At 64.0% G+C, this 4,110-nt stretch carries 3 protein-coding genes; all 3 read right to left on the bottom strand.

What is annotated here, in order from left to right; all coding sequences use genetic code 11:
• Positions 1–1,035: 1,035 nt before the first annotated feature.
• The 3 genes from E1293_RS45120 to E1293_RS48295 all read right to left on the bottom strand — a co-directional run bounded on the left by E1293_RS45120 (position 1,036) and on the right by E1293_RS48295 (position 3,497).
• Complete coding sequence (locus E1293_RS45120; protein WP_132206015.1) at positions 1,036–2,406, bottom strand: caspase, EACC1-associated type; 1,371 nt, start codon at positions 2,404–2,406, stop codon at positions 1,036–1,038.
• 4 nt (positions 2,407–2,410) lie between these two features.
• Positions 2,411–2,791: an effector-associated constant component EACC1 gene (locus E1293_RS45115; protein WP_132206013.1), complete on the bottom strand. Its 381-nt coding sequence runs from the start codon at positions 2,789–2,791 to the stop codon at positions 2,411–2,413.
• A gap of 160 nt (positions 2,792–2,951) precedes the next feature.
• Positions 2,952–3,497 (bottom strand): phosphotransferase family protein, encoded by a 546-nt coding sequence (locus E1293_RS48295; protein ID WP_243717516.1) that lies wholly within the window; start codon positions 3,495–3,497, stop codon positions 2,952–2,954.
• Between the last annotated feature and the right edge of the window lie 613 nt (positions 3,498–4,110).

Below are 4,110 nucleotides of genomic sequence, written 5' to 3'. Positions count from 1 at the left end.
ACCAGGCGAACGAGCGAACGCACAGCTCAAGTCATGGCGGATCCTGCGGAAGCTGCGCTGCAGCCCGAGCAAGGCCGGCCACATCGTCAAGGCCATCGCCGTCCTACAAAACCACCGCGTCGCTCAGGCCGCCCGAGGATGAAATGGGTTCAGTCATGCCTTTCCCGAACCGTTGCAGCCGGGACAGCTGACTTCCTCTTCCTTATCGTCGTTATTCACAGTTATCTTCCCGCTTCCGCCACACATGCCACAGTTCGACGGATTCTGATGTTTGCCCACGATCCTTAGCCTCTCGACCGACCTGACGCGACCCTACGTGACGGAAGCTTCGGCGGGCAGGAGTTGGACGCTATGTTCAGATTTGTAGTTACGGCAGCCGCTGATCGATATGGCCGTTCCAAGCAACGGGCCATGGTCACATGCTGCCGGCCACCCGCGCCGCACCCGGGCCGCGCCGTCCGTCCTCGCTCTCGGCGCGATCGAGTGCATGGTGTGCGTCGAACCGTTCACCGCCCCGCGCGCAGGGGTGATCGGCTGGTCTGTCCAGCTTGTCCACGGCTCGTGCGGCCGGGTAAGGGAAGTGTGGTCGATCGAACCGGCTTGTGTAATGCAGGATCACATGTTGGCGCGTAGCCACCATGTTCAATCTGGTCACAAGGCGTGTATGTGTCTCTGGCTGGAACATGGCGCGTCGGCGAAAGGGCGTTTCAGCGGCGTGGAAGACCGCGGGCACGCCCTTTCGGCATGCCCCGCGTTCGAGGGGCCGTCGCCCGGCACCGGCGACACATGGCTGGCCGGTCTCGGCCGTCCGCTCGCCGGTGCCCTCGCACCCGCGGCTCAGACCGGGTCGGTCACCGTGCTGGACGACGCCGTCAAGTTCCCGCGCGGGCATAGCGACCAGGTGATCGTGCCTGCTGGTGCGACCTGCATTCGAGCCACCTTGCCAGGAACCTCAGTAAAGACCGCTAACTCGATTCACCTACGGCAGCCCTGGCTACCGTCAGCAGTCAACTGATCGCTTCGTGACTTACCATTTCAGTAACGCACCGGGAAATTGAGCCTCGGATCAAGATCGCGGAGTTCGTGGTCGGATCGGTATTCCAGGCCGCTGAGGCGCTCGATGGCCTGTCGGAGCCACACTGGATCAGCGTTGACGTCATCAAGCTTGCAGCCGACATAGCCGATCGTCAGTAGAGAACGTGCGACATCGTTCCAGTAAAAGCCTGAGGCGACCGTAGTTCTGTTAAGTGACAGGTCGCAATGCTGCCACGGCCGGACTATCAAGACACTTTGGACCGTTTCAACGCTCTTATTTCTTCCATCGTGAGTGTAGCTGTAAAGCATGCCGACATAGGCGACATCCCGCCAAGGAACGTGGCTCGAACGCGATCCTGGTCTCTCTATCGTCAAGCCGGTATCGTTGATGACCAAGGACATGTACTTGGCGTACGTCATCCACACAAGAAAAAGCGCGATGGGCGGCAGAAAAGCCGCGAAGACTACTGTACTGAATTCACTTCGCGTCCAGCCCATATAAGCTATCCAGATGGCGAACGCGGTGAGCAACAGGCCGATAAGTCTCCATGCGATACGGCCGAACCGGTCTGGTCTGCCACTGAAGCGCACTTCCGGCGGTCCGGGCGGGGGTGAAGGGGCCTCTGGCGGGCTTCTCCGAATCGGCCCGCGGGCAAGAACAAGGTTGCTGGCCGCGTTGACTGAGCGCGCCTGCGGGCGGGGTAGGCCTCCACTGCTCAGTTTCCGGTCCACGTGCTGGTAGATCCCGTCCAAGGTGAGCGCCTCAGGGGTGTTCAGAGCATCCAGCAGGGCTCCGGTGAAAGCGGTGTAGGGCGCGCCGGGTGGGGCGTGGGAGGGTGCGGTGGCCGTGGTGGAGGTGAGCGTGTACGTGCCATTCAGATCGAGTTGACCGGAGAGGAGATTGTGCGGAGCACTCATTGCGGCCACAGCTCGACCGGAGAAGCAGCAGTCCAGTAGGAGGACCCTGGCCTTGGCCCGCGCCTGTGCCAGCTCTCGCTTCACCAGATTGAACGAAAGGGCGGTAAAGCCGACGTTTTCGGGTTCGGTGCCCGCGAGCGCCAGATGCAGGAGCCCGTCCTCGTCGAGTAGACCGTGGCCGGCGTAGTACACCAGCAGTAGGTCCTCGGCTTCGCGTCGGGCGAGGGAGAGTTCCCTGCCAATCAAACCTTGGTCGATGGCGGCGCCGTTCCCACCCAAGACGCGGCAATGGCTCGGCAGAAGCAGGCCGCGTTCGCCTGACAGGGCTTCCTTCAGTGCGCTGAGATTGTGCTGCACGGCGGGAATCTCCGGCAGATCGGGGGACTGGTAGTCGGGTACGCCTATCAGCAGTACACGGGAGGAGAGCCCCTCAGGGGTCCAGGGGTCCGACATGTACTCAGTCTTCCAGTCGGGCCAGCAGCGTGTGCAACTCGGCGATCACCCGTTCGGGATCGGCCGCCCGCTTGACGTCAACCTCGAGGTGGCCTCCGTCCGGTGACTTCACTGTGACTTTGACGTCGACTCGACGCTGTATCAGCCAGGTCGTCAGGGAACGCGCCAGTACGGCGCCCGCACCACCCGAACCGAGAGCCACCACCAGCACATCCAGGGCTGCACCCATATGGCCGGACCTCGGCGCATCGCCGTGCAACTCCAGACGGCCGCGCAGCGCTTCCTCGTGGGCCAGCCAATCGCGTAGGCCGCGTAGGAGTTCTTGGGGGGCTTCCCCGGCGACTGTCAGCCTCAACTCGGAAGACCTCGGATTCGTCGCAACCATGGCACCCATCTTGCCAGGTGAGGAGCCGGCTCTTGAGGGTATCCCGACAAGCGGTGAAAATAGTCCTGATGGTAGACCGGAAGATCACCCATTAAATTCGGGTGATTCGATGCTGGGCCACGTCCCTGCAGGCGGTGTATGAGAATACGTCCGAGAACGGTCAGTGTGGGCGGAGAGCTCTTTCGACGGTTCGCGGGTCGATGGGGGCCGGGATGTGCCAATGGGGGCGGGCCGCGTTGAGTTTGGCGGTCATCGTGTCGATGAGCTGGTCTTCGGGGTAGGAGCCGCCCTGGGCGAAGAGTTGGGAGTAGCGGACGGCGTCGACGATGGCCGACTTGATGCGTTCGTGGGTGCGGTAGGCGACAAGGTCGTCCTGCCAGCCGACGATGTGCTCGGACGGCATGGCGCTGGACCAGCGGGTGGTCAGGGACGCCTCTTCCTCCGGCAGGTAGGCCATTTTGTGGAGGTGGACGGCCAGGTCGTAGACGGGGTCGCCCCAGAGGGTCAGTTCCCAGTCGAGGAACGTGGTCGCGCCGTTGCCGACGATCATGTTGCGGCGGTGGACGTCGGCGTGAACGCAGGTGAAGGGGCGCGGGGTGAGGCCGCACCACAGGTCGTCCACCGAGGCGAGGAACGGAAGCTCTCTGGCGAAAGGCGCAGGTGCGGGTGGAGCCGCTGCCAGAGGACGGCGTAGGCGATGTCGAATCTGTCGAAGCGGACGCCCTGTCGGCCGAGTTCGACGCGCAGGACCGCGAGGGCGTCCGCCTGCTGCCGCATCGCGGGGACCTGAAGGTCGATCGTCGTGGTCCGGTGGGTCTCGGCGCTGCGCTGCCCCAGTTCCTGGAGGAGCCGGGACTTGCCGATGCCGCCGACCCCGACGAGGTTGAATATGTGTGGCGAGCCGTCCCGGACACGTAACACGTCGGCGAAGGCGGCCATCACCGCTTCCCTGTCCACGAACGGCCGGTGCAGGGCGGCGACCCGCCGGAAACGCGGTTCAAGGGGCATCGACGTCACGTCCTCCGGGGCGGCGGTTTCCTCCGTCCGATGCGGAGTGGACAGAAACGCTATCCACGGAGACGATAACGGGGCCCGGCCACCAACGCAGCACGCCTCCCCCAGCCCGACCCCGCACCAGCCGCCTGCCCGGCGTCCTACGCTCGGAGGCCGGTTAGGCACGTCACTGCCGCCGCCTGCGGATGCGCTGGTGTCGGGCGCGAGAGATGCCCTGCTCGGGATGGTCGAGGAAGCACTCCAACCCATCACGCATCTGCCCGTCCGCCAGCGCGCACGTCGTCGTGAGGTACTGCGTCAGACTC

The sequence above is a fragment of the Actinomadura darangshiensis genome, assembly GCF_004349235.1.
Lineage (GTDB): Bacteria > Actinomycetota > Actinomycetes > Streptosporangiales > Streptosporangiaceae > Spirillospora > Spirillospora darangshiensis.
Note: the sequence above shows the minus strand (reverse complement) of the source record. Positions and strands in the feature narration are given on the sequence as shown.

Coding starts and splice junctions, on each gene's coding strand:
- E1293_RS45120 (WP_132206015.1), bottom strand. CDS start 2,406: ATGTCGGACCCCTGGACCCCTGAGGGGCTCTCCTCCCGTGTACTGCTG.
- E1293_RS45115 (WP_132206013.1), bottom strand. CDS start 2,791: ATGGTTGCGACGAATCCGAGGTCTTCCGAGTTGAGGCTGACAGTCGCC.